Genomic DNA, 21,593 nt, shown 5'->3' with positions numbered 1-21,593 from the left:
CAGCGATCCAACTGCTTGATTCGCCTATTAGTCGCCTTCTTCCGACAGCTCAAGGGCTAAACGCAGATCCAGGCTGATGCTAGGATCATGCACGTTTTTTCCTAGTAGTTTTTGACACTGTTCGATGCGGTATTTGATCGTGTTGCGATGAACGAACAAGGCTTTGGCGGTGCGGGTGATCTCACATTGATAATCCAAGTAAGCCCGTAAGGTTTTACGCAATTCGATGGTGGCATCTTCTTGCGGAAACGCCAATTCTTTGAGGATCGTACGGCAGAAATAATGGATATCTTCAGGACTCATTTTTTCAAATAGACTCCGCATTCCCCGTTGATGGTAGAAAGAGACGATGGAAGAATCATGTTGGCCTCTTCGTTCTTCATAAGCAGTCTTTGCTTCGATGTAGGAGCTGGCTAAATCATTGATACTTTCACAGACACTCCCTACCCCAAAGGCCATTCGAAATGGCAACCGATTGGTCAAAGCATTGGCGGTCTCGATCAAATGGTCTTCTAAGGCATCACACTTGTGCTGCACGAAAATCGCAAAGTGATTGCTGCCCTTTAAGCGAAAGAGACAAACATCTTTGATGCGATAAGGCAGTTGTTCACTAAACCACTGATAGACCAGGTCACTTTCTTCTTTTAAGTATTTGTCTTTGCCTTTGGTTTCTTTGGTTGGTTCGCAGGCACCATAGATGACACGATAATGGCGGGCTTTGACCAAACCGTAAGTCTTTCCGAGATCTAACCAATCTTTTTGTTCTTGCTTGGTGGATTGCTGGTATTCGATCATCCGTGTTAAAAAGTCACTTTTTAAATCTTCAAAAGATTCTTGCACTTTTTGGTTCTTGTAAAGCATAAACGACAAGACCAAGGCTGCTTGTTCCAGCGCAAAATCCGAGACAGGATAAGGAATCGCCTCAGGATTCAAAATGACTAAATAATGGGGGAAATAAGTGGAGGTTTCAATAGCATAATAAGAAATTTGTGACGTTTTTTCATGAAGATCTTTGATAGGGATCGCCCCGCTTTTTTCACCAGTAAAAACCCCTTTCGTTTGTCCTAATTGATGGATGTAGTACTCCGCGGGTTTTGACATGCGGGTGAAATGCTTGGAGTGGGCAATCACTTGTTTAAAAGGATTCAACAAAATGATCGGTGTATTGACCATTTGGCCAAAATCAGCGATAAAGCGAGCGATGCTGACATCCTTCATCAAGGAAGCAGAGAACCGTTTTTGAATGTCTAACGCATAACTCAGCTGCTCGGTTTTGGTGTTCCACAATAAATTCAAAAGCTGGTGCATCAAACGACCCAGCGGCATCGTGGCAGGTACTTCTACGATGGGGAAACCTAAACTATCGGCGTAGGCGATGACTTCAGGATCGATGACATCTAAAAAACGACCGATCTTGATGCCTAATCCAGCGGCATTTTTGGCTACGAGAGAATCGATCAGCTCTAGAAGCGCTCCTTGATTATTTTTATAAACCATCGCCGTGCTTAAGATAAAGGTATGCTCAGGAATATAGTGGGCGATATCGGGGGTCTCGGTGATTTCGATACTGTCGACGGGAATTTCCGCAGTCAGGGGATCTGTCAATAAACGCAAATTGGAAAAGCGTGGTATAGCAAGCAATTCAGCAACTAACTTCATAGAGAAACTCCTTTTGGAATTGAACAAAACAAACAAAAACATGTCCTTTTTTAGCTTTATTGTACAACAAACTTGGAAACGTTGACAAGGCGTTGGACAGTGAAATCAAAAAGAGAAATGAGGGGAAAAGATGTATAAAGAGTTAACGATCGCACAACGTACGATCATGACACCTGGGCCTGTAGAAGCCCATCCAGCTGTTCTACAAGCAATGACCAATCGCATTTTGGGGCAGTTTGATCCGAATTTTTTGGCGATCATGGATGAGGTCAAAGAAATGATCAAACAACCGTTTGGAACCAAAAACAAAGAGGCATTTGCCATTGATGGGACTTCCCGAGCTGGTTTAGAAGCGGCGCTGATCGCTTTGATCGAACCAGGGGACAAAGTCTTGATCCCCGCCTATGGGCGCTTTGCTTTCTTACTTGGAGAAATCTGTGAACGTGCCCAAGCGCAAGTCAAATATGTAGAAAAAGAATGGACGGCTCCTTTTGCACCCGCAGAGGTCATCAAAGAAATCGACGCATTTCAACCCAAGATCGTGGCGATGGTCCACGGGGAAACTGCCAATGGGCAAATGCAGCCGTTAGCAGAAATCGGGCAGTATTGTCGCGCAAAAGATATTTTCTTTGTCGTTGACATGGTGGCGACTTATGGTGGCGTGGCCCTGTCAGTCGATGATTGGTGTGTCGATTTAGCGATTGCCGGCACTCAGAAGTGTTTAAGTGTGCCGTCTGGTCTTTCATTAGTGACCTACAACGAGCGAGTCGAAGCCGTCCTTAATGCCCGTTACCAAAAAGAATTAGGCTTGAGCAAAACGGATCGAAACAAGCGGCACATTATGAGTAATTACTTGGATTTGAGTCAATTGCAACGCTACTGGAACACAGAGCGAATCAACCATCACACAGAAGCGACGAGTATGATCTATGCGCTTCATGAAGGATTACGGATGCTGCTAAACGAAGGCCTTGATGCAGCCTATCAACGTCATTTGACGAATGAAGGGGCGTTGGTCGCTGGACTGGAGGCAATGGGGCTTTCGATTTATGGCGAAAAAGCAACCAAAATGCCGACAGTTACCCCCATCTTTATTCCAGAAGGTGTTGATGGCGAAGCTGTCCGAGAAGAGATGCTTCACTCCTTTGGTGTAGAGATCGCTAGTTCATTTGGTGATCTAAAAGGAAAAATCTGGCGGATTGGAAATATGGGCTACAGCAGCCGCAAAGAAAATATTTTACATGTCCTAGCCGCGTTAGAAGGGGCACTATTGTACCAGCAAGCACCAATTTCTGCTGGCAAAGCGCTCATCGCTGCGTTAAATTACTACCAAAAAACGACTTAAATTTTTAGCACAAATGCACAACGACTGAAAGCGCTTTGTGAAAAATGACAAATGCAATCGTCGGCAAAAAAACGTACACTAAGACTATCTTAAAGCGCTTTCGTTGACGTGCTTCACAAACTTTACTTGTGTAACTGATGGAGGGAAAAAAATGGAAATCAATAAAGAACGTGGTGGGCTTGCCTACTGGAAACAAATTATTATCTTAATGTGTTCAGGCTGGGTCACTATCTGGATTTATCGCGCTGCGTTATCACCGGTCTATCCGCAAATCAATGAGTCACTTGGCGGCAATATTTCTGATACAGCATTAGGATCGATTGCCAGCTTTTACTTTTTCGGCTATGTAATCATGCAGATTCCTGCCGGCTTTTTGGTGGATAAGATTGGGAAGAAAACAGTTCTGCTTCCAGGATTCGTGGTATTTGCACTGGCAGCTTTACTGATTTCACAAGCCTCTTCAATCTCCATGATCTATACCGGAAGCTTTTTAGCAGGGATCGGCTGTGGGTCATTTTACGGCTCAGCGTATTCTTTGACCTCACAGAACATTCCGAAAGAAAAGAAGAGCTTCTCAACAGCGATCGTCAATAGTGGTTCTGCCGTTGGTTCAGGGTTTGGGATGATCTTATCAAGCTTTATCGTTATTCAGATGAACATGCCTTGGCAAACAATGATGTATTTATCCGCTTTCTTGATCGTTTGTATGACGATCGCTTTTGCATTGGTGATCCGCAGTAACAAAGAAGACGTGGCTTTCTTGGAGAGCCAAGCAGCAGCTGAAGAAGAAACAACGGATCAGCCGAAAGAAAAAGTTTCCCTTTCGACCTTGTTCTCACTGCGGATGCTCTTTACGTATGTGTTATATTTTGCGACGTGTTATGCCTACTATATGACGGTTACTTGGCTACCAAACTTCTTAGGAACAGAACGAGGCTTCCAAGGAGTCGCGATCGGCTTCTCTTCTTCATTGGTAGCATTTGCTTCCATTCCTGGGGCATTGTTCTTTAGCCGCTTGGCAGACAAATACATGCACAAAAAAGTAACTTTTATCGTTATTTTAGAAGTATTGGCGGCGTTGATGTTACTAGTAACGGTGCAAGCGACAAATTCGACCTTCTTAATGATCGCGTTGATCTTGTACGGGTTCCTTGGGAAATTAGCGGTTGAACCAATCATCATTTCTTGGCTAGGGGAAAATGCACCCAAAGTTGGGGTCGGTACGACATTAGGGGTCTTCAACTTTTTCGGCATGATGTCTTCCGTTATCGCACCAACATTGACCGGATCGATCTCGGATGCAACAGGGTCAAAAGTAATGGGCTTTTATATCGCAATTATTTTGTTGATCGGTGGTACATTCTTATTCTTGACTGTAAACTCTAAGAAAACAGCAAAGTAGAAAAGTGAGGCACAAAAGATGAAAAAACGATCCTTAAAAATCAGTTTGACCAACCAAATCATGATTGCAACGGTATTGGGGATTTTTTGGGGCGTTTCCTTTCCCGGTTTAGGTGATCAAATGCAGCTAGTCGGGGACTTCTTCTTGCGACTGATTCAAATGTCTGTGGTCGTGCTGGTCATGGGCTCGGTGATTGAAGCGGTGGGGGGACTTGATCCAAAAGAATTAGGTGGGATCGGCGGGAAAGTCTTCCTCTGGTTTACTGGATCGACCCTCGTCGCCGCTATTTTCGGTCTCTTGTTTGCCTTGATCCTCAAGCCTGGCGCAGGCCTTGATCAGTCCCTGCTGCAAAGTACAGAAACTGCATTAAGTACCAGCAGCATGGAAGAAGTCATCTTAAACTTTGTTCCACTGAACATTATTCAAGCCATGGTGGAGCAGAATATGATCCAAGTGATTATTTTTTCGCTCTTCTTTGGCCTTGCCTTGAGCTTGATCAAGCATGAAAAAAAGAATCAGCTGTTTCTAGATATGATCAGTAGTTTTAATCATATTTTGTTAAAAATGGTCAGCATGATCATGAAGTTGGCGCCGATCGGGATTTTCGGCCTTGTTGCTTCCTTAGTAGAAGATACCGGTATTCGTGTGTTGGGAATGTTAGCCAGTTTTTTATTGACGTTAGCAGCAGCATCTTTGCTCTTTTTGTTTCTTTGGTTTCTCTTGACGTCGCTCTATTGCAAAGTTTCCTTGTTTCGTTTGATAAAGAACATGTGGCGTCTCTCGGTGGTTTCCTTTACGACCACCTCCTCTGCTGTTTCATTGCCGTTTCAAATCGAAGATGGCAAAGAGCGATTTGGGATCAGTGATCGAATCAATAAGCTCGTGATGCCTCTGGGCATGACCTTAAATAGCAATGGGCTCTCCTTATTTTTAGCCCTGGCAATCGTAACCGTTGCTCAGGCGTACCAGATCCAATTGAGCTGGGGGGATCTTTTGCAAGTGGTCTTGTTGTCCTCGTTGGCATGCTTGGGAACGATCGTCGTTCCAGGCGGCGGATTAGTCACACTGGCTACGGTTTTACCTATGTTAGGACTGCCTAATGAAAGCATCGCCTTACTGGCTGGGATCGATTGGTTTTCTGGGATGTTTCGGACCCTCTTGAATGTTGACCCTGACGTCACAGTGGCGTTGATCGTTGCTCATGATGAAGGAGAACTGGATCATGCAGTCTTCAATGGTGAAAAAGCCTCGGTCAAATTAGCAGAAAAAATCACCGATGGCGTATAAGACCAATCATTCTTGTGATGAAACTTTACTCTTTTTTGAAAACGTGCTACGATTGATTCGTTGATAGACGAAAGAAGCTTCCTGAAATACCGTAAACGGTAAACAGTAGCGGCTGATTTTCCGCTCGTCATTCAACAGACAACTACGACAAAAAGAGGAGGAAAAAATATGACAGCATCGATGAAATTGTGGATTGACCTTTTGAATAGCTAATTTAAATCTATTTCAAAAGTCTAGGCAATCGTGATTTCAAGGGATGAGTGTCCTCTTTTTTCCAATTTCTTATTAAAATCAGGGTATAGCGGTAGGCTATGCCCTTTTTTTGTGCTTACGTTTTCCTAGACGGGAAGGACAGACTGATGGAACAATTAAGTGTAAAAATAAACAATCTAATCAAAAATTATGGGTCCAAAGAAGTACTGAACATTGAAGAACTGAGCACCTATCAAACGGATCGTATCGGGATCGTGGGAGCAAACGGGCAAGGCAAGTCTACCTTGCTGAAATTGATTGCGGGAGTCGTCGATCCTGATTCAGGAACGATCCAAAAAGAAAATTCGTTTCACTATTTCCCGCAAATCGCTGAGGTGACTGAAAAGACGGAGGCCCTTGACTGGGCGCTGTTCGGTCGTTTTTCGATCCCAACAAATGAATTGGCGACACTAAGCGGCGGAGAGGAGACCAAATACCGGTTGGCACAAACGTTATCTTCCTATCAGTTAGGACTTTTGCTCGATGAGCCAACGACCCATTTGGACCAGCAAGGAATTCAAGTCTTGATTGAGGAATTGCAGTATTATTATGGCACCCTGATCGTGGTCAGTCATGATCGGTATCTATTGAATCAGCTGGCAACGAAAATCTGGGAAGTCGATCAAGGAAAAGTCACCGAGTATGCTGGCAATTATGACAGTTACCGACAGCAAAAAGAGCAAGCGGCACAGCGTGTTGCCTGGGAGGCTGCGCAGTATCAGCAACAAAAACAGCAGTTGACCCAAGCAATCCAAAAGAAAAAAGAACAAGCGATCAAGAGCTGTCGTATTTCTGAAAAAAAGCGACAGCAGAACATCCGACCAGACCGTTTGTCGTCATCAAAACAAAAAGACACGGTGCAAAAGTCATTGCAAAAAACAGTCAAAGCCATGGAAAGCCGCTTGGATCAGTTGGAAGAAGTGAAGGGCGTCGCCCGGCAGCAGGTGATTCGTTTTCCAGTAGTCCCTGCAGTGGAGCTGCATAATAAACGACCGATTCGTGGGGAGCAAGTAACCATTCAAAGAGGGGCGAAACGTTTGCTAGACAGCAGCAGTTTCCAGTTTGCTGCCGGGAAGAAAATCGCTATCGTGGGTCCGAACGGTTCGGGAAAGTCGACTTTACTAAAAGAAATCATCGCAGGCGGAGAGGGAATCTATGTATCACCGAAAATCGTTTTTGCGGTCTACGAGCAAATGGGCTATCGAAAAAACAGCACCACCCCGCTTTTGACGGAATTGATGGCTCAAACAGACTATCAGGAACCACTGGTCCGCAGTATTTTACACAATCTGGGATTTAGCCAGATTGACGTGATGAAGCCAGTCAATGTGCTAAGCGGCGGAGAAGCGACACGGGTCGAGCTCGCACGCATCTTTACTCAACCTGCCAATGTTTTGATACTTGATGAACCGACGAACTTTATTGATCTGCCGACAATCACCGTCTTGGAACAATTGATTCGCAGCTATCGAGGCATGGTTTTGTTCACATCTCACGATCAAGCGTTTATCGATGCCGTCGCGGATGATGTGTATCAAATCGATCATGGAAAATTAACATTGGTTTCCAGTAACTAGCAGCATTGTCGCTTTTATAACTGTATAAAGAAAAACAGCGCGGGAAAGGAAGCGACCGCCCAACGTTCGATCAACAATCGGCCGTTGAGCGGTCACTACAAAACCCGTGCTGTTTTTTTCGCAATCATCGGTATCGCCTAGCTGTTGCTACATCGCTTAATAAATCTTTTTCGTAAAGTATATTAAGATCAGGGGAGAGATCAAGGTACTCAACAAGACAACGATCACCAAAGGGGAATACAATGCGGACGAAATCAATTGGTTTTGTTGACCAATCTGCAAAATGATCAATGCCATTTCACCTCGGGAAATCATTCCAGCTCCCACCATCCAAGCACTGTTGTTCGAGAATTTCGCGATTTTCGCCCCGACATAACCGCCGACCAGTTTGGTCAAGATCGCGACCACGGTAAAGGCAAGAATAAAGAATAATTGCTCATTTAAGCGGGAAAAATCAACTTCTAAGCCAACGCTGACAAAGAACACCGGAATGAAGACGGCGTAACCTAATGCTTCGACACTGTGTTCCACTTCCTCACGAACCTTCGTTTGACTGACAGCGATCCCTGCGAAGAAGGCACCAATGACCGAGCTTAACCCAACGAGGTCAGCAAGATACGCCATTCCTAAGCAGATGATCAGTGACATGATGATCACCGCGGAATTTGCAAATAGCTTTTCTGCAAGTGCCAATAAGAACGGAGCGATCCATTTCACTAATAGAAAAATCAACACAAAATAAATCAATTCTACCAATAAGGTGACCGGCAGTGGTGTTGCTTGGCTACTTTCGCCGCCCAAAAAGGAAAGGCTAAGACTCAAAACCAACACGACCAAAATATCATCCACGACGGAAGCACCAAGAATCGTCGACCCTTCTTTCGTATTCACCACATTCAACTCTTTCAATACTTCGACAGAAATACTGACTGAGGTGGCAGCTAATACGATCCCGAAAAAGAACGCTTCTGTGGGACTGCTTTGAAAACCGACCCCCGTGGCATACCCGAAGAGCATAGGGAACACGATTCCCAAAAGGGCAACGAGCATCCCTGGACGAAAATAGCGTTTCAATAAAGAAATATCACTTTCCAATCCCGCTAAAAACATCAGCAAAATAACACCAATCTCTGAAAAATCATGAACCAGAATATCTGGATGGACCCAATTGAGTCCTGCGCCTCCTAATAAAACCCCCGCTAACAACTGCCCGATAACAGCAGGAACGCCCATCCGTCTCGCCAGATGCGAGAAGAGGGTCGTCGTGATTAGGATCAAACACAAAATCCCGACAAAATGCATAAAACCTCATCCTTCTTTCCTATAACATACTCCCCTTTAGTATAGCATTCTCTCTTGAATTGAGCCTGTATCAAGCCTTTTTTTATTAAAAGAGTTTCATTAAACCACACGTTTTTTGAGATAAGGAGGAAGCGAAGGCAATCAGAGTTTTTCTGTGCACTCGTCGAAATAAAAAAACATTATTTTCACTTTACTTGTATCAAATTATTGTTTGAGCCAACGGGCGAGCTGCTGAAACACCATTTGGACTTGCGGCTCCTCGACGTTTTTCAAAAAGTCGTGGGGCAAATCATAGACAGGGACAAATTTGCTTTTAGGCACTTTCTTCAAGCCTTTGCTGTAACGAAAAGGAACTTCCTCATCGGGACTGCTGGCACTGCTGAAAATTGGAGGAAATTGAGCAAGCAGCTCAGGATCAATGGCATAGTCAGAAAGAGCTTCAGCTGTTAGACCATAGATCGTGGTGAGTTCTTGCTGTTGAACCCAATAAACATAAGGCAAATAGCGCTGAAACTGCGGATCATCCCAAACGATCTCGGTTTGATCCAAAGAAGGGACTTGCTCTTTGCTTAAGAGCGGCTGCTGCAAGACTCGTTTGTTTTCAATAAAAGAAAGATCGGTATACCCATAAAAATTGACCAGTTTTTCAGGCAATCTCTGTTGTTCCTTCAGTAATTGCTGGGTCAGCGCCAGCATCAAATAACCGCCAGCTGAGCGTCCGCAGAAACAAAACGGGTTATCTTTAAGCACAGTTGCTTGCAATTCTTGAAAATTTTGCCAGTTCAGCGCCAAAATCTCAGCTAACGAGGAATTGGGCGCCAGCAAATAATCGACTGTGAGGACGCTGTATTGCTGCGCTTGAAATAGTGTGATCAGTGATGCGGGAATGTCTTGGCGGGTTCCATAAACAAAACCGCCGCCGTGAAAATAAATCAGGTATTTCTCCGAAGCAGGATAGAGGGTCACGGAAGCACCGGTGGTCAATTGCCATTCTTTTTTCATTTTGCTTGACTCCTTTTTTGAAGCTCTAATAAATAGGTGCCGATCTCGTAATTGACTAATTGGATCGGACTTGTCAGATCGATCTCTAGCAGCTGCTCAATTTTGCTTAGCCGATAGCGAATCGTTTTGGCATGAAGAAACAAGGTTTCAGCCGTATTTTTGTAATTGCGATTCGTGATAAAAAAGGTATACAGCGTTTTGAACAGCTCTTCATTTTCTTCCGAAAGTTGATACAGCTTCGGGGGAATGCTTTGCTGCAGCTTTTCCAGTTGGTTCTCCTTGATAAAGGAACTAAAGATACCTAAGTCGCTATAGGCAATGATCGGCGCCAAATAAAACTGCCGATTGAAGCGAATCGCATCCAAACACTCTGGCAGGATCTCTTTGATCTGTTCCTTGCGCAAGACTTCGCTGACCACCAAGCAGCCATGTTCACCGGCTAACAGGGCATCATCAAAATGTGTCTGCAGCATCTGTTTCGTCACCTGATGGGCGATCGATTGGAAATTATAGAGGATCACCAAATAATTGTGGTGTTCGAAAAAGACGTGGGGTGTTTTCAACGCCCGTAGCTTGTGCAAGACGACGGACTTACGCTCCTTATCTTTAAAGCTGTTGGAAGCAAAGGCAATGCCTTGGTAGAAATCGTAGCGATCCAGTTGCGCTTCTTCTAACAAAAGATCCAGCTCAGCCAAATTACTAGGAGTGTTTTGTAAGATTGCATCGGCCAGATTGTTCATGCGATTGTAGCGTTCTTTCTTCAACAAATACTCCATTTGGAGGCGTTCATAAATGACGTCGATCACATTTTCAATGATCATGACTTTTGCCTCAGGGATCTGCGAATCTTTCTGATAAACGATCAAGGTACACAGATCATTGTAAGGATTGATGATCTCTACTTTTATGGCAGTCACATATTGATTGTTTTCATGAGAAAATAATTCCAAATATTCGTAGTGGTTCTTGGTAAACTCGATGGTTTTCATGGGTTCTTGTTTGGTCACAACGAAATTCTTAAAGGATTGACCGACGGACACATGCACATCTAAATGGGGGATGCGCAACGAACAAGGCTTTTCGATCAATTGATAGAACTCCTGCATGATCTGATCGAAAGAAGAGTGGTTGCGCTCAACTTTCATGAAGCGCTGGCGAACTTCGTAATAGGTACGCAGCAGCTGGGTTTGGTGATTTAGCAATGGTTCGTAAACCGCTAGCATGATGGCTTCATAGCTGACTTCTTGCTGCACTTTGATCAAAGGGATCTGATAAGCAAAGCTAAGCTCAATCACCCAATCTGGGATCATAGGGATCAAGCGATCCACTTTGATCACTAAACCGCTGACACCGATTTGCTGCATTTTTTCAAAAAAAACACGCAGTTCCTCAGGGGATTGGTCTTTGAAGGCATAAAAAGAAGTCAAAATCAATTGATGGGCTTTGCTCCACTTCTCAATGTCCATCGCTTCCAGCACCATGACGGAACCAACGGAATTTGTTAAACCAATGGAGCCAGTCAGGACTTTACTTTTTTCAAAAAGCGGCAGTTCAACCAATTCTTTTAATTTCATAAAATGCTCCTTTTTTCTCTTTTGGATAAAAAGTATAGCATTTTTTTAGAACTTTATCCAATGAAAACGCAAACAAGGCTCGTTAGAATGAGAGTATAAGAAAAGGAGGAGAACAAATGCTGCACACAGTAATCTTAAAGAATAACTACCAAGATTCCATTAACTTAATGTTGCTGACGAATACGATCAATGATCTAGGCGATGTCGAAATGAGTCAAATCATGATGGGGACGGATGCAAACAAAGATATATTAAATAACACTGGCTTGCTTTCTAAAGAGGCAGAAGGTGCTTCACCTAACGATATGATGATCGTAGTCGATAGCCAAAACGAACAGATCATGGATCAAGTAATGCCAGCGATCGATTCATTTTTAGCTGATCTTTCAGCAAAAGATCAAGGCAAAGAAACGCCAGCGGCGGCTTCATGGCAAGAAGCCTTGAGCGCAATGCCAGATGCCAATGTTGCACTATTTAGTATTCCTGGGGAATATGGCGCAGCCGAGATGGAAAAAGCCTTGAAAAATGACTTGCATGTTTTCTCGTTTACGGACAATGTCGCTATCGAAGATGAAGTGCGTTTGAAAAAGCTGGCTCATGAAAAAGGCTTATTGATGATGGGGCCAGACTGTGGGACCGGTATTATTTCCAGCATTCCGATTGCCTTCACGAATGTCGTGGCACCAGGAAACATCGGCGTCGTTGGTGCCTCTGGTACGGGGATTCAAGAAGTGACGACGATCATTGACCGATTAGGCGGTGGTGTCGTTCATGCCATCGGGACCGGCGGACGTGACTTAAGCGACAAAGTTGGGGCGATCACTGTCAAAGATGCCATCGTTGCTTTAGAAAATCATGAACCGACAGATGTGATTTGCGTGATCTCGAAACCACCTGCAAAAGAAGTGCGGGATGAAGTCGTTCAATTGCTGCAAAGTATCAGCAAACCAGTGGTAGCGATTTTCTTAGGAGAAAAACCAGAAGCCCATGAAGGAAAAGTCTATTTGGCACATACTCTGGAAGAAACAGCGCGCATCGCTGTTGATCTTGCCAATGAAGAACCCGTCAAAGCGAACTATTTTGAACGCGTGGCAACCCCAGATGTGCCAAAACTCGCTGAAGACAAAGTGGTCAAAGGTCTTTATTCTGGCGGTACATTAGCTGCCGAAGCAGGAATGCTGATCTCCGAAGCCTTGAATCTAGAAGGCCTTGTAAAACAAGAAGGCTATATCTTGCATTCCCACGGCTATGATGTGATCGACCTTGGTGATGATATCTATACCCAAGGCAAACCGCACCCAATGATCGATCCTGAAGTGCGCATTAAAAAAATCGAAGACTATGCGCAAGATGAGCAAACCGGGGTCATTTTATTTGATGTGGTGTTAGGTTACGGCGCACATGCAGATATGGTAGGAGCTTTGTTACCAGCCATCGAAGCTGCACAGCAAACAGCCCAAGCAGCTGATCGCGCGTTGTACTTTGTTGCTACCGTCTGTGGAACTGAAAAAGATCCGCAAAACTATCAAGAAGCAGTCAACCGTTTGAAAGCAGCTGGCGTCTATGTGGCACCAAGCAATGCTCAAGCAGTGCAATTAGCCCTCGCCTTAAAAGGGACGACTCTTTCTGAAGCAGACAAAGCGGTCAATGACTATACTGGTAGCAAAGTTGAGGTGCCGACAGTTAGCGAAAAAGTGATGGAGCTGTTGACCACCAAACCACGGATCATCAATGTTGGCTTGCAAAGCTTCAATGAATCGATCCTGCAATATGGCGGGAAAACAGAACAATTTAACTGGCGTCCTCGTGCCAACGGCAACAAGAAAATGATCCGCATTTTAGACGCGTTAGAAGAATTTGACGAAAAAATCACAGCTGAAAACCAAGCAGTGACGGATAAAATCAAAAATGCCCAACCATTCTTGATTGATGTCGTTCCAGCTAAATCAGTGATCGCTGAATTAAACGAAAGCCAGAAAACCTTGCTGCATGCAGGACCGCCGATCCAATGGTCGGAAATGACGGGACCGATGCAAGGGTCTTGTATCGGCGCTGCCTTGTTTGAACGCTGGGCGAAGGATGAAGACGAAGCCCGCAGCTTACTCGAAAGTGGGGAAGTCCGCTTTATGCCATGTCACCATGTCCAGGCAGTTGGACCAATGGGGGGAATCACTTCTGGGAATATGCCTGTCTTTGTGGTTGAAAACCGCCTTGTCGGCAACAAAGCCTACTGTATTTTGAACGAAGGGATCGGTAAAGTCTTACGATTTGGTGCCTATTCACAAGAAGTGATCGATCGTTTGGATTGGATCAAAGACGTCTTAGGACCAACCATTGCCAAGGCATTACAATTAACAGAAGAAGGCATCAACTTGAATGTATTGATTGCCCGGTCGATCACAATGGGGGATGAATTCCATCAACGAAATATTGCAGCATCATTGAACTTTTTGAAAGAAATCGCGCCGTTGATCATCCAAACAGAGATCGATGAAAAGCAAAAATATGAAGTGATCAAGTTCTTAGCAGATACCGATCAGTTCTTCTTGAATATCATGATGGCAACTGGCAAAGCCATCGTTGACGGTGCCCGTGTCGATGCCAAAGGAACGATCGTGACCACCATGACGAGAAACGGTGTTAACTTTGGGGTTCGTGTCGCCCAAACAGAAGACCAATGGCATACTGCACCAGTCAATACGCCGAAAGGTTTGTACTTTACTGGGTTTACCGAAGCAGATGGCAATCCCGATATTGGGGACAGTGCCATTACTGAAACCGTCGGTGTCGGAGCAATGGCGATGGTAGCCGCACCAGGTGTAACACGCTTTGTCGGCGCTGGTGGTTTTGAAGATGCGCTAGAAACTTCCAATGAAATGGCAAAAATCTGTTTCGGTCATAATCCGACCTTCTCGATCCCAACATGGGATTTCCAAGGGACTTGTTTGGGGATCGACATCCGCAAAGTCGTTGAAACAGGCATCACCCCAATCATTAATACTGGGATCGCCCATAAAGAAGCAGGTGTCGGTCAAGTCGGCGCAGGCACGGTGCGTGCACCGTTAGGCTGTTTTGAAAATGCCTTGACGGCTTATGCGAAGGATCTGGGGATCGATGTTGACTGAGAAAATTAAAATCAGTGATTATCTAGACCCACTGCAACGATTCGGTCGTACCGGTCGGGTGCATAGCGTGTTTGATCGTTCATTCAATGTGATGATCGGGCAGCAGCTGGTCAATATCAACAACTATCGCAACTATTTGACTGGCTTCGGGGTCTTTTTACCTGATGCATTGTTTGAACAAGTCTTGCCTTTGATCGAAGTCGGCAATCGCGTGCAAGTCCGAGAGCATGGTCTGACTTTTTACAGCAGAAAAGGAACATTTTCTCTTTCATTAGAGGAGAAAGAATTGGTTTCGCTGCAGGTGAAGGAGCTATCCTTCACCTCTGCGGAATTGCAGCTTTTGAAAGAAATACTGCTTCAACAAAAACTAGAAACCAAAATTGGGTTGCCAGAAGATGAGAAAACCCGAGCAGTGTTTGCGGCATTGCGGCAGTCTGTCTCAGATTGGGAACCAATCATTGACCACCTGATTGGTCGCGGCAAAGGATTGACACCTAGCGGCGATGATCTTCTCGTTGCCTATCAAGCGATGCTCTATGCCTTGCAGCAGCCAGAAGCCGAAACGTTAGCGCAAGCATTGGCAAAACCGCTGTCTACGACGGATGTCAGCCTTGCATATATTCAAAGTGCCAGTCAAGGGTATGTCAATTCGGTAATGCTGCAATTATTCCAAGACGTAAAAAGTAAAAACCCGCAGGTGCTGGAAAACGATGTGCAGCAGCTGATGTCCATCGGTCATTCGTCAGGCAAAGATCTTAGCTTTGGGTTGTTGTTAGCGTTGGAGTCATTGTCACTTGAGGAGAAAGAATAGAAAAGGGGAGAAATCATGGAAATCAGTAACCAGAAAGATGCGGTCAAAGTAAGCAATTCTTACTGGAAAAAAGTCGTTGCTATTTTCTTTGTCGGCTGGATTTTAATGTACGCCACACGGACGATCTTCAATCCAATCATGGGTGTGATCGGTGAAGAATTCAATTTAAGTAACACACAACTAGGACTTGCCAATAGTATTTTCTTTTTGACTTATGCCGTTGCGCAAATTCCTTTTGGGATCATCGGCGACAAAATCGGTCGCAAATTAGTGATCGCTCTAGGCTTTGTTTTATTGGCGGTGACTACGTACTTCAGTGGGCTAGCCACAAGCTTTGTTTTGTTTTTAGTGATTCGTGCCATTGCAGGGATTGGTCAAGGTGCCTATTACGGTCCGCAATACGCATTGTCTACCGAAGCGATTCCCGACAACAAACGAACCGTCGGAAATGCCATTATCAACAGTGGGATGGCGTTTGGAACGTCTGGCGGGTACTTGCTTTCTAGTAAATTGGTCTTGGATAACGGGGGCCATTGGAGCCAACCCTTCTTCCTAATGGCGATTCCGACCTTGATCGTCGGTGTCTTGTTTTATTTTGTTTTGAAAGAAAAAGTGATTCGTCCAGAAGATGAAGGACAAGAAATAAAAGAAGAAGGGCCGAAAGAAAAGATTTCCTTGAAGCAGATTTTTTCAAACCGCAATCTCGTGGCAGCCTTTGTTCTATGCTTTACCAGCATTTATGCAAACTTTGTGATCATTACTTGGCTGCCGCAATTCTTGATTGCCGAGCGTGGCTTTGAAGGGGCGAGTGTCGGCTTTATTGCTTCCTTAGTCCCATGGGCATCAATTCCAGGTGCGTTGATTTTTGCTCGATTGAATGATAAAACAGGCGCAACGAAAAAATTAGTCTATTTATTGGTCCCATTGGCGACCCTTTCCGTATTTGCCATTGCCTTTGTAACGGATCGTACCTTATTGATCACTGTCTTGATTTTGTATGGATTGACTGGCAAGCTGGCGCTTGATCCAATCGTCGTGACCTTTGTGACGAAAAACGCACCAAAAGGCGCCTTAGGAACGACTTTGAGTGCTTATAATTTTATCGGGATGTCGGGGTCGATCTTAGCACCTTATGTTACTGGCTTTTTAGCCGATTCTTTAGGATCGATGCAAGTCGGGTTTTACCTGTCTTGTCTATTACTGCTGATCGGATTAGGTGTTTTTGCCGTATTAGCAAAGGAAAATCAGAAGGAGAGCATAAAATGAGTTTGAATGTGATCGCGTTAGGCGGCAATGCTATTTTAGATAAAGACCCTAGTGATGAAGGACAAAAAGCAGTTGTTGCGCAAGCAGCACGTTATATTGCCGATTTTGTCGAAAAAGGGGAAAAAGTCATTGTTTGTCACGGCAATGGACCACAAGTCGGCAACTTACTGTTGCAGCAAAAAGCAGGGGAAAGTGAAAAAAATCCCCAATTGAAATTAGACAGCTGCGTGGCAATGACCCAAGGAAGTATCGGTTATTGGCTGCAAAATGCCTTGATCAATGAGTTTGCCACACGTCAAGCACATCCATCGGTGATCTCATTAGTCACCCAAGTTCGTGTCGATCCAGCAGATCCATCCTTTGAGAAACCTTCCAAACCAGTCGGACCTTTTTATAGTGAAGAGGAAGCCAATGCTGCGATGGCAGCCAATGGTGGGGTATATCAAGAAGATGCAGGGCGTGGTTACCGGAAAGTGGTTCCATCCCCGAAACCGCAAGAAATCGTTGAAAAAGAAGCCATCAAAACATTGGTCGATGCTGGTGTGATTACGATTTGCGCCGGTGGTGGTGGCGTACCTGTCGTTCGCAATGACAATGGGTTTACTGGCGTGGAAGCCGTCAACGACAAAGACTTTACCGCTAGTGTCTTAGCAAAAGATGTGCAGGCCGATCGCCTGATCATTTTGACTGGTGTCGACAATATCTACATCAATTACAACCAGCCGAATCAGCAAGCCCTAGGGGAAATCAGTGTGGCACAAGCCAAGGGCTACATCGAGGAAGGCCATTTTGCAGCGGGCAGTATGTTGCCAAAAATAGAAGCTGCGATTGATTTTGTTGAAGAAGATGCAGCCAGAACCGCGATTATTACCTCAATCGAAAAGTTAGCTGAACTGGATCAGCATACAGGAACCATACTTCGAAAATAAAGAGGGGATCAAAGTGAAAGCAAAAAAACTACCGATGGTGACGCAGATCGTTATTGCCGTTCTTCTAGGGATTCTTTGCGGTTTGTTCTTTGGGCAAGCCGCTTCGTTCCTAAAAATTTTGGGCGATCTTTTCTTGCGTCTGATGCAAATGGCGATCCCATTATTGATCGTTGGACAAATCATTCAAGCAGTTGGGGGGATTGCCCCGAAAGAACTCACTCGTTTGGGTGGAAAAACGATCGCTGTCTTTGGGATTTCCTCCTTATTCGCTGCTGCATGGGGCGTGCTGATGGCGCTCTTCTTTGCTCCAGGCAAAGGGATCGACTTTTCACAAGCTGCCGGCGAACCTCTGCAAGCACAAGAAATTTCTATATCAGAGACAGTGATCAACTTTATTCCCACGAATATTTTCGATGCGTTGAGTAAAGGGTCAATTATTCAAATCATCGTTTTTGGGTTATTTTTTGGTGTTGCCCTCAATCGCTTTATGCAAAAGAAACCTGAGTCAGCTCTTTATGGGCTGATCGTGGATCTGAATGAGGTCGTCATTGCCATCATTCGTTACGTGATGATCGTGGCACCAATCGGTATTTTTGCTTTGATCGCTTCAACGATCAGCTCCCTGGGCTTGCAGATCATTTTGCCATTAGGCAGCTATTTGCTTGTCTACGGTCTAGCCACCGTCACGTTCCTTGGGCTGTGGCTAGTCTTGTTGACCGTGTATTGTCGGATCAATCCGTTACGATTGATCAAAAATATGAAAAATATGTCGGTCATGGCATTGGCGACAACCTCCTCTGCCATCACGCTGCCGATCGCTATGGAAGAATCCCAGAATAAATTAGGACTCAGTAGCCGCATCACCAATTTGGTATTGCCGTTAGGGATGTCTTTGAACAGCAATGGGTCAGCGATGCATATGGCGATTACAGTCATGACGATCGCCCAAATGTATCAAATCAACTTTGACGGGATCCAAATGGTGACGGTAGCTGTAACTGCGACTTTCGTTTCTTTAGCCAATGCAGTTGTTCCCGGAGCGGGGTTAGTTTCCTTGGCAATCATTGTTCCCCAGCTCGGTTTACCAATCGAAAGCATTGCGCTATTTGCTGGTGTTGAATGGTTTGTTGGTATGCTGCGGACGATCTTGAACGTGAACTCAGACGTCTATTCAGCGCTTTTGATCGCTAAGTCTGCTGATGAACTCGATCATCGCGTGTTTAATCAATAAGAGAAGCCGTTGCCAAGCGTGCTTCTCTTTTTCTAAGGAGGAAAAAAGATGGAAGAAATGAGCAGACGTTCTCTGCTGGAATTAGAAGCATTGATGAAAAAGAAACTCTTGGCTGCTGGTTTGCCAGAAGCCGCTGCCAGTGAAACAGCGGCACATTTGACCTTTGCGGATGCGTGCGGGATCCATTCTCATGGTGCCGTGCGGATGGACTACTATGCCGAGCGCTTAGTAAAAGGCGGCATCACGCTAGAACCAAACATGTCTTTTGAAAAAACAGGCGCCGCTACCGGAATTTTTCACGGAGATAACGGCATGGGGCATTATGTGTGCAACGAAGCGATTGCGATCGCCATTCATCTGGCGAAAGAAGCAGGGATCGCTGCAGTAGGAATCGAGCAGACCAGCCATAGCGGGACGATGGCGTATTACGTCAAACAGGCTGCTGAAGCCGACTTAGTGGCGATCGCCATGTGTCAATCGGATCCGATGGCGGTGCCTTTTGGTGGGACCGAAAACTATTTTGGCACCAATCCAATCGCGTTTGCAGCACCACGAGCCAATCATCCGCCGGTGGTTTTTGATATGGCGACAACGGTTCAAGCGTGGGGCAAAATTTTGGACGCTCGCTCGAAGAAGCAGCAGATCCCCGATACTTGGGCCGTAGACGAGCAAGGCTTGCCTACCACCGACCCCTATGCAGTCCAAGGATTATTGCCAATCGCTGGTGCCAAAGGGTATGGCTTGATGATGATGGTGGATATTTTAGCTGGCTCGATGTTGGGCTTGGCTTTTGGTAAACAGGTCACCTCCATGTATGCGGACTTGACGGAAAAACGTCGCTTAGGACAATTCCTTTTGGTGATCGATCCGTCTCGTTTTACGGACACCGAAACCTTCAAGCAAAGCATCGATCAGATGGTGACTGAGCTGCATGCAATCCCGCCAGTAAAAGGGCAATCACAAGTCTACTATCCTGGAGAGATCAGTCAAATACACTTTGAAAAAGCTCAGCAAGAAGGGGTCCTGATCCCCAAAGCGATCATCGATTATCTCGAAAGCGAAACCCTCCATTTTGATCGCTATGGGAGTCAAGATTCCTTTGCTAAATAAAGATTTGCAGAAGACGGTTGGTTCATAGGGGTATTGAACCAACTGTTTTTTTGCTGTGTGGAGCAAAGAGGATTTTTCCATAAAAAATCGCAGCTTTTTGACAGGAGCAGACGAATTCTTTGAGTTGGTTCATTTTTTTCAAAGCATTTCTTAAGCCATTTAACCTTTGATTGCTTGTTTTTTGGAATATGGTAGAATAGGTCGCATAAGTTTAGATCACTCAAGAAATGAGAGAAAAGCGAGGATGCAGCGTGGCAATGAATAAAGTGGTTCTTACTGGGAAAATCGCAGCGATGCCTAGTAAAGAAGCGTTTGATGCGGCGGACGATCAGGGCGTACGTTTTGATCTTGTCATTGTATCTCAATGGCAAAACAGTGAAGAAGTGCATCATGAATGGTTTGCTTGTGTCGTTCATGGGAAACAGGCAGAGACCTTTTTACGGTATACTCAAAAAGGAGCAAGTATCAAAATCAACGGACACTTGCAAGGCTGTCCGTATGAAACAGCAGAAGGGCAAAGATTTTGTGCGGCAGAAGTCGTGGTGGATACCTTTCAAATTTTAGAGTTAGCAGAAGAACCAGCGGCGCCTTTTCCTAAAAAGCGACCATCGACACTTGATGAACCGACGCAAACAAAGTCGATCCGTAATGAAAAAGATCCCCTAAAAACACAGATGCTGGAGTTTTTAAAAGACAATCGATTATTTTAATGACGAAACATGCGGAAAGCAACGGCTTCTCGCATGTTTTTTTACGTAGAGAAAGCGTTGGTAAAATTCAATTATATCTGACTAGCGGTGTTCTTTATTGCGAATCAAAGAGGCGGTTAAATAGAATGGTGATTGTAATAAATGATCACGAAAGTGAAAATAGTATTTCACAAAAAGTGTCGATTGGTTTAGAATAGTTGAAACATATCTTGAGGGAAAAAGCGGCGCTTGCCTTGTTCAACTGCTAGATGCCGCTTTTTTCTGAAAAAATCGTTAATCAGGGAGGGATGTCGATGGGCAAACCAATTATAGGGATCGCTGCGAATGAAGTGCAAGATGCTGGTGATGTGCTGCATCATTTGCCGATCGCCTACACACCATTAGGGTATGTGCGAGCGATCCAGCAAGCGGGCGGACTGCCATTGCTTTTGCCAATCAGTGAGTCAGCTATAGCCAAGGACTATGTTTCACAGATCGATAAACTGGTGTTAGCTGGTGGACAAGATGTTTCACCCAAGTTTTATGGGCAGGAGGCTCATCAGGCAACTGGAAGCGGCTTTTTGGCACGGGATGAGTTTGAACTGGCGCTAATCGATGAAGCGCTGCTGCAAAAGAAACCAATTTTTGCGGTTTGTCGGGGGATGCAGCTGGTCAACGTGGCCTTTGGGGGCACGCTGCAGCAAGACATCAGTACCTTCAGTGAAATCATTCATATGCAGGCGCCGATTCCGAAAGAAGTGCCGACCCATGCCATCGCGACGGCTGAAAAAAGCATGTTGGCTCGTGTATACGGTCAAAAAACAAAGGTCAATTCCTTTCATCATCAAGCGGTGGATCGATTGGCTCGTCCATTGCAAAAGACAGCTTGGAGTCCTGATGGCATCATTGAAGGCATTGAACACGTGGGTCAGCGCTTGTTGGCGGTTCAGTGGCATCCGGACTTTGCCTATGATGCGCTTTTACAAGAACAAGCGGTTTTCAAGTATGTCGTTGACGTGTTGTAAGAAAGAG

16 protein-coding genes are annotated in these 21,593 nt (G+C 45.0%); 12 read left to right on the top strand and 4 right to left on the bottom strand.

Annotation, left to right across the window (positions count from 1 at the left end; all coding sequences use genetic code 11):
- Positions 1–27: 27 nt before the first annotated feature.
- Complete coding sequence (locus tag P0G38_RS12830; protein ID WP_151195845.1) at positions 28–1,659, bottom strand: PucR family transcriptional regulator; 1,632 nt, start codon at positions 1,657–1,659, stop codon at positions 28–30.
- A gap of 130 nt (positions 1,660–1,789) precedes the next feature.
- Between P0G38_RS12830 and P0G38_RS12825 the strand changes: the two genes are divergently transcribed.
- The 4 genes from P0G38_RS12825 to abc-f all read left to right on the top strand — a co-directional run bounded on the left by P0G38_RS12825 (position 1,790) and on the right by abc-f (position 7,522).
- On the top strand, positions 1,790–3,004 hold the full coding sequence (locus P0G38_RS12825) for a pyridoxal-phosphate-dependent aminotransferase family protein (RefSeq protein WP_005225367.1): 1,215 nt from the start codon (positions 1,790–1,792) through the stop codon (positions 3,002–3,004).
- A 151-nt stretch (positions 3,005–3,155) separates the two neighbouring features.
- Positions 3,156–4,406 carry an MFS transporter gene (locus P0G38_RS12820; RefSeq protein WP_005225368.1) on the top strand — a complete coding sequence of 417 codons (1,251 nt, stop codon included), beginning with the start codon at positions 3,156–3,158 and terminating at the stop codon, positions 4,404–4,406.
- A gap of 18 nt (positions 4,407–4,424) precedes the next feature.
- Positions 4,425–5,693, top strand: a complete 1,269-nt coding sequence (locus P0G38_RS12815; RefSeq protein WP_275851703.1) for a dicarboxylate/amino acid:cation symporter — start codon at positions 4,425–4,427, stop codon at positions 5,691–5,693.
- Positions 5,694–6,052: 359 nt separating this feature from the next.
- Positions 6,053–7,522 (top strand): ribosomal protection-like ABC-F family protein, encoded by a 1,470-nt coding sequence (abc-f, locus tag P0G38_RS12810; RefSeq protein WP_151195844.1) that lies wholly within the window; start codon positions 6,053–6,055, stop codon positions 7,520–7,522.
- A 156-nt stretch (positions 7,523–7,678) separates the two neighbouring features.
- Here abc-f and P0G38_RS12805 read toward each other — a convergent pair whose 3' ends face one another.
- The 3 genes from P0G38_RS12805 to P0G38_RS12795 form a co-directional block, all read right to left on the bottom strand.
- Positions 7,679–8,824, bottom strand: coding sequence for a cation:proton antiporter (locus P0G38_RS12805; RefSeq protein WP_275851698.1), 1,146 nt, complete (start codon positions 8,822–8,824; stop codon positions 7,679–7,681).
- A 204-nt stretch (positions 8,825–9,028) separates the two neighbouring features.
- Complete coding sequence (locus P0G38_RS12800) at positions 9,029–9,826, bottom strand: alpha/beta hydrolase (RefSeq protein WP_275851695.1); 798 nt, start codon at positions 9,824–9,826, stop codon at positions 9,029–9,031.
- Complete coding sequence (locus P0G38_RS12795) at positions 9,823–11,400, bottom strand: PucR family transcriptional regulator (protein WP_275851692.1); 1,578 nt, start codon at positions 11,398–11,400, stop codon at positions 9,823–9,825. Before P0G38_RS12795 ends, P0G38_RS12800 begins: the two co-directional genes overlap by 4 nt.
- A 116-nt stretch (positions 11,401–11,516) precedes the next feature.
- Between P0G38_RS12795 and P0G38_RS12790 the strand changes: the two genes are divergently transcribed.
- The 8 genes from P0G38_RS12790 (at position 11,517) to P0G38_RS12755 (ending at position 21,586) form a co-directional block, all read left to right on the top strand.
- Complete coding sequence (locus P0G38_RS12790; protein WP_275851688.1) at positions 11,517–14,525, top strand: bifunctional FdrA/YlbE family protein; 3,009 nt, start codon at positions 11,517–11,519, stop codon at positions 14,523–14,525.
- Positions 14,515–15,336 carry an oxamate carbamoyltransferase subunit AllH family protein gene (locus P0G38_RS12785; protein ID WP_167826870.1) on the top strand — a complete coding sequence of 274 codons (822 nt, stop codon included), beginning with the start codon at positions 14,515–14,517 and terminating at the stop codon, positions 15,334–15,336. The genes P0G38_RS12790 and P0G38_RS12785 overlap by 11 nt, the downstream gene beginning before the upstream one ends.
- Before the next feature lie 15 nt (positions 15,337–15,351).
- Complete coding sequence (locus P0G38_RS12780; RefSeq protein ID WP_005225376.1) at positions 15,352–16,602, top strand: MFS transporter; 1,251 nt, start codon at positions 15,352–15,354, stop codon at positions 16,600–16,602.
- Positions 16,599–17,531 (top strand): carbamate kinase, encoded by a 933-nt coding sequence (gene arcC / locus P0G38_RS12775; protein ID WP_008379201.1) that lies wholly within the window; start codon positions 16,599–16,601, stop codon positions 17,529–17,531. The genes P0G38_RS12780 and arcC overlap by 4 nt, the downstream gene beginning before the upstream one ends.
- A 13-nt stretch (positions 17,532–17,544) precedes the next feature.
- Positions 17,545–18,762, top strand: a complete 1,218-nt coding sequence (locus P0G38_RS12770; protein WP_015509197.1) for a dicarboxylate/amino acid:cation symporter — start codon at positions 17,545–17,547, stop codon at positions 18,760–18,762.
- Positions 18,763–18,810: 48 nt separating this feature from the next.
- Entirely contained in the window at positions 18,811–19,872 is a 1,062-nt protein-coding gene (allD, locus tag P0G38_RS12765) for an ureidoglycolate dehydrogenase (protein ID WP_015509198.1), read from the top strand.
- Positions 19,873–20,099: 227 nt separating this feature from the next.
- Positions 20,100–20,582, top strand: coding sequence for a single-stranded DNA-binding protein (gene ssb / locus P0G38_RS12760; protein ID WP_016610622.1), 483 nt, complete (start codon positions 20,100–20,102; stop codon positions 20,580–20,582).
- Between the two features lie 293 nt (positions 20,583–20,875).
- Positions 20,876–21,586 carry a gamma-glutamyl-gamma-aminobutyrate hydrolase family protein gene (locus P0G38_RS12755; RefSeq protein ID WP_275851675.1) on the top strand — a complete coding sequence of 237 codons (711 nt, stop codon included), beginning with the start codon at positions 20,876–20,878 and terminating at the stop codon, positions 21,584–21,586.
- The last annotated feature ends 7 nt before the right edge of the window (positions 21,587–21,593 follow it).

The sequence above is a fragment of the Enterococcus casseliflavus genome, assembly GCF_029215545.1.
Lineage (GTDB): Bacteria > Bacillota > Bacilli > Lactobacillales > Enterococcaceae > Enterococcus_D > Enterococcus_D casseliflavus.
The sequence above is the reverse complement of the archived record's forward strand: the minus strand, read 5'-3'. Positions and strand labels throughout refer to the sequence as shown.

What these genes read in the sequence shown, in the direction of transcription:
- P0G38_RS12755 (WP_275851675.1), top strand. Translation starts at nt 20,876, where the DNA reads ATGGGCAAACCAATTATAGGGATCGCTGCGAATGAAGTGCAAGATGCT.
- allD (WP_015509198.1), top strand. Translation starts at nt 18,811, where the DNA reads ATGGAAGAAATGAGCAGACGTTCTCTGCTGGAATTAGAAGCATTGATG.
- P0G38_RS12790 (WP_275851688.1), top strand. Translation starts at nt 11,517, where the DNA reads ATGCTGCACACAGTAATCTTAAAGAATAACTACCAAGATTCCATTAAC.
- P0G38_RS12815 (WP_275851703.1), top strand. Translation starts at nt 4,425, where the DNA reads ATGAAAAAACGATCCTTAAAAATCAGTTTGACCAACCAAATCATGATT.
- ssb (WP_016610622.1), top strand. Translation starts at nt 20,100, where the DNA reads ATGAGAGAAAAGCGAGGATGCAGCGTGGCAATGAATAAAGTGGTTCTT.
- P0G38_RS12800 (WP_275851695.1), bottom strand. Translation starts at nt 9,826, where the DNA reads ATGAAAAAAGAATGGCAATTGACCACCGGTGCTTCCGTGACCCTCTAT.
- abc-f (WP_151195844.1), top strand. Translation starts at nt 6,053, where the DNA reads ATGGAACAATTAAGTGTAAAAATAAACAATCTAATCAAAAATTATGGG.
- P0G38_RS12825 (WP_005225367.1), top strand. Translation starts at nt 1,790, where the DNA reads ATGTATAAAGAGTTAACGATCGCACAACGTACGATCATGACACCTGGG.
- P0G38_RS12830 (WP_151195845.1), bottom strand. Translation starts at nt 1,659, where the DNA reads ATGAAGTTAGTTGCTGAATTGCTTGCTATACCACGCTTTTCCAATTTG.
- P0G38_RS12805 (WP_275851698.1), bottom strand. Translation starts at nt 8,824, where the DNA reads ATGCATTTTGTCGGGATTTTGTGTTTGATCCTAATCACGACGACCCTC.
- P0G38_RS12785 (WP_167826870.1), top strand. Translation starts at nt 14,515, where the DNA reads ATGTTGACTGAGAAAATTAAAATCAGTGATTATCTAGACCCACTGCAA.
- arcC (WP_008379201.1), top strand. Translation starts at nt 16,599, where the DNA reads ATGAGTTTGAATGTGATCGCGTTAGGCGGCAATGCTATTTTAGATAAA.
- P0G38_RS12795 (WP_275851692.1), bottom strand. Translation starts at nt 11,400, where the DNA reads ATGAAATTAAAAGAATTGGTTGAACTGCCGCTTTTTGAAAAAAGTAAA.
- P0G38_RS12780 (WP_005225376.1), top strand. Translation starts at nt 15,352, where the DNA reads ATGGAAATCAGTAACCAGAAAGATGCGGTCAAAGTAAGCAATTCTTAC.
- P0G38_RS12820 (WP_005225368.1), top strand. Translation starts at nt 3,156, where the DNA reads ATGGAAATCAATAAAGAACGTGGTGGGCTTGCCTACTGGAAACAAATT.